Below are 3,423 nucleotides of genomic sequence, written 5' to 3' on the forward strand. Positions count from 1 at the left end.
CCTGAAGCCCAGGATCACCAACCGGCCACAAGACACCAACCCTGAAGCCCAGGATCACCAACCGGCCACAAGACACCAACCCTGAAGCCCAGGATCACCAACCGGCCACAAGACACCGATGCGACGGCCTGGCTCGGCCCGTGCGGGGCCCTCAGCGCGGGTCGGGCTCGGCGCGTCCGAGCTAGGCGCGTCCCCCTGGTACGGATCCGACCATGGGCGTATCGCCCCTCCCGCCCGGCACCCGGAGGAGCCTGCGCAGGAAGCGTGTGTACGGGCTCCAGTTGGCGGGGTGGGGCAAAGTTCCCGTGCAGGTGAGTTCGGCGCGGTCGAGGCTGTCTTGCAGGCAGGCGTTGTGGAGGGGGCGGAAGAGGAGCGGCCAGGAGAGGCGGGCGGAGCCGCGGGGGGCCATGGCCAGGGTGTGGCGCAGGACGGTCCGGTCCTGGCCCAGGGGGTGGACGGTGTATTCGTGGAAGCCGTGGAAGCCGCGCGGGCCGGTGAAGGTGAAGCGGATCCACGTGCCGGGGATGTACGTGGCGACGGTGTAGCGCACCGGGCCGTGGCCGCCGACCGCTCCCACGGCCAGGGGGCGGTCGAATTTCATGGGCGGCCAGCGGTCCGCGGGCCACAGCTGGTCGGCGGGCCCCGCCAGGCTGTCGATCAGTGCCCCGACTGCTTTCTCCCCTACCGGCAGCACCCGTTCGTGCAGGTTGTACACAGCCATGCCGTCCTCCTGGACGAGGTTCTGGAGAGGGTCCTCCAATACTTGTAGAGAGTACTCTCTACAACATGGCGAGACCACCCCGCTTCGACACCGCCCAGCTCCTCGACGCCGCCGTACGGCTGGCCGCCGAGGCCGGTCCTGCGGGCGTGACCATGTCCGCCGTCGCGCAGGCGGTCGGCGCCCCGAGCGGCTCGGTCTACCACCGCTTCCCCGGCCGCCCGGCCCTCCTGGCCGAGGTGTGGCTGCGTACGGTCGAGCGCTTCCAGGAGGGCTACTTCGCCGCGCTGGAGTCGAGCGAGGACCCCCGCGAGGCGGGCGCGGCGGCGGCCCGGCACGTCGTGTCCTGGAGCCGCGCCCACCCCGCCGAAGCGGCCCTTCTCCTGTACGGCGCCGAGGACTTCGGCCGCGAGAGCTGGGCGCAGGAGCACATCCGGCGCGCGGACCGGGGCCATCGGCGCGTACGCCAGTCCGTGGCCGCCCTGGCCGCGGCGCTGGGCGCCACCGGCCCCCAGGACGGCGAGCGGATCGCGCTGGCCGTCATCGACGTCCCGCTGTCCCTGGTACGCCGCCACCTCCGCGCGGGCAGCCCCCTGCCCGCCCACGCCGAGGCACTCGCCGAGGAGTGCACCGCCGCGCTCCTGGCGACGTGAGGTGGCGCCCGCGAGGCACCGGAGAGTCCGAAGCCCTCAGGCGGAGGCCGAGGCGCAGGTTGTCGGGCGGGCGTGGGAGGGATCCAGGGCGTTGGTGGTTTCGTGGAAGGCGAGGCGGTCGGTGAGGCCGATGGCCAGGTGGTCGGAGAGGTTGACGGGGCAGAGGGATTGGATGAGGACGTTGTTGACGTTCGGGCCGTCGAGGAACTGGGTGCGGTAGGGGGTGACGATCTGGTCGTACTTGGTGGCGATGACCGTGTAGCGCACTCCGGGGACGGTGTCGCCGCCCTCGTTGAGGCGCTTGAGGAAGGCGGAGCCCGTCACCTGGTCGGTGAGGGCGGGGGCGGTGCCCTCGATGGCCTCTTCGGCGCCCGGGAAGTAGTCCAGCAGGCGGGTCAGGCCCATCAGGTCGGTGCCGTGGTGGTCGGGGCCGAGTCCGACCAGGGCGTTCACCTTGGCCGCGCCGCCCAGGAACTTGAGGTAGTAGCGCGGCATCAGCCCGCCCTGGGAGTGGCCGACGAGATCGGCCTCGGGCGCTCCGGTCACCGCCAGCACGCGGTCCACGTACGTGGCGAGTTCGGTGGCCGACTTCTCGATGGGGCCCAGGCCGTGGAAGAAGCCCACGCCGGGCAGCCGGCCGTAGTCGAGGGAGAAGACGCAGTAGCCGCGCGCCACCAAGTAGGGGGCGAGGCCCAGCCAGTTGTCCACGGAGTTGCCGAAGGTGCCGTGGACGAGGACGACCGGCCTGGGGTGGGCGGCGGACGGCCGGCAGGAGTAGTCGTTCCAGCCCCGGTCGGTGGCGGGCGCGGCGGCGGAAGCGGGCGCCGTGGCCAGGCCGATGGCCAGGGCCAGGGCCAGGGCCGGGAGAACGGCGAACGGGCGTTTCCAGAGCGGCTTCATGCCGGGCTCCTTGCGGATGAGCGGACGGGGAACGGGCGGGCGAGCGCAGGGGGTTCCTCCGCTCGTCGCAGAAGGTCGTTCGCCTTCACGGAAGGCCGTTCGGCTGCGGTCCGGATCGCAGGGCGCCACGCCACCCCCGTGCGCCATCGGATCGGCGCGGGCGGGCCAGTGGTGCTGAGCTCCAGTCAAGTTACGGGCGAGTACGTCGATGGGCCAGCCGTGCGACGGTGAAGGAAGCCGCACACAATCCCCACGGGACGGACGGGGACGTCAGGCCCTGGAAGGTCTGTCAGTGGTGTCCCGTACAGTCGAACGTGGGGCGATCACCCGCGATCGGCCGGAGCAAGGGGAGGCGGTAGTGGACACCGTGGAGCAGGGCGAGCAGGCGGTACGGTCCGGGCAGCGAGAGCCGGCCACGCCGGTCGGCGTCACCGAGATCTCCTCCGAGGCCGAGCTGCGCGAGCTGGTCGGGGAGCCCAACGACCACGCGTCGAACAAGACCAGGCACGCCCTGCACGAGCTGGACCGGCAGTGGCTGGCCCACTCCCCGTTCTGTCTGATAGCGACCTCGGACGCGCAGGGCCGCTGCGACGTCTCGCCCAAGGGCGACCCCGCGGGCTTCACCCGTGTCCTGGACGAGACGACGATCGTGATCCCGGACCGCCCCGGCAACAAGCGGGTGGACGGCTTCCGGAACATCCTCGCCAACCCGCATGTCGGCCTCAACTTCCTGCTGCCCGGCCGCGGCGACACGCTCCGCATCAACGGGCGGGCGCGGCTGCTGCGCGACGCGCCGTACTTCGACGAGATGACGGTCAAGGGCAACCGGCCGCAGCTCGCGCTCCTCGTCGAGATCGAGGAGGTCTTCTACCACTGCGCCAAGGCGTTCCTGCGCTCCAGCCTGTGGAAGCCGGAGACCTGGCAGCCGGATGCGATGCCCTCAAGGGCCCGTATGGTCAAGGGACTCGAGGCGCCGGGCATACCCCTGGAGATGCTGGAGGAGCACTACGGGCCGAAGTACGCGGAGCGGCTTTACGGCTGAGGACGGCCGGGCGGGCGCGCACCGCAGGGAGTGCGTGGAGTCCGCTCATGGCCTCGTGGAGTCCGCTCATGGCCTCGTGGAGTCCGCTCATGGCCTCGTGGAGTCCGCTC

General features: G+C 71.5%; 4 protein-coding genes. 2 read left to right on the forward strand and 2 right to left on the reverse strand.

The annotated features are described in order from the left end of the window. Positions 1–181: 181 nt before the first annotated feature. On the reverse strand, positions 182–721 hold the full coding sequence (locus tag AC4IJH_RS43240; RefSeq protein ID WP_490857523.1) for an SRPBCC family protein: 540 nt from the start codon (positions 719–721) through the stop codon (positions 182–184). A 65-nt stretch (positions 722–786) separates the two neighbouring features. Here AC4IJH_RS43240 and AC4IJH_RS43245 point away from each other — a divergent pair, with 65 nt between their 5' ends. Beyond that, positions 787–1,371 carry a TetR/AcrR family transcriptional regulator gene (locus tag AC4IJH_RS43245; protein ID WP_490857524.1) on the forward strand — a complete coding sequence of 195 codons (585 nt, stop codon included), beginning with the start codon at positions 787–789 and terminating at the stop codon, positions 1,369–1,371. 36 nt (positions 1,372–1,407) lie between these two features. Here the strand turns inward: AC4IJH_RS43245 and AC4IJH_RS43250 are convergent, their stop codons facing one another. After that, positions 1,408–2,271, reverse strand: a complete 864-nt coding sequence (locus tag AC4IJH_RS43250) for an esterase/lipase family protein (RefSeq protein WP_490857525.1) — start codon at positions 2,269–2,271, stop codon at positions 1,408–1,410. A 436-nt stretch (positions 2,272–2,707) separates the two neighbouring features. Here AC4IJH_RS43250 and AC4IJH_RS43255 point away from each other — a divergent pair, with 436 nt between their 5' ends. Next, positions 2,708–3,313 carry a pyridoxamine 5'-phosphate oxidase family protein gene (locus AC4IJH_RS43255; protein ID WP_490857526.1) on the forward strand — a complete coding sequence of 202 codons (606 nt, stop codon included), beginning with the start codon at positions 2,708–2,710 and terminating at the stop codon, positions 3,311–3,313. Positions 3,314–3,423: the final 110 nt, after the last annotated feature.

This window comes from Streptomyces sp. UF-297 (assembly GCF_058245575.1).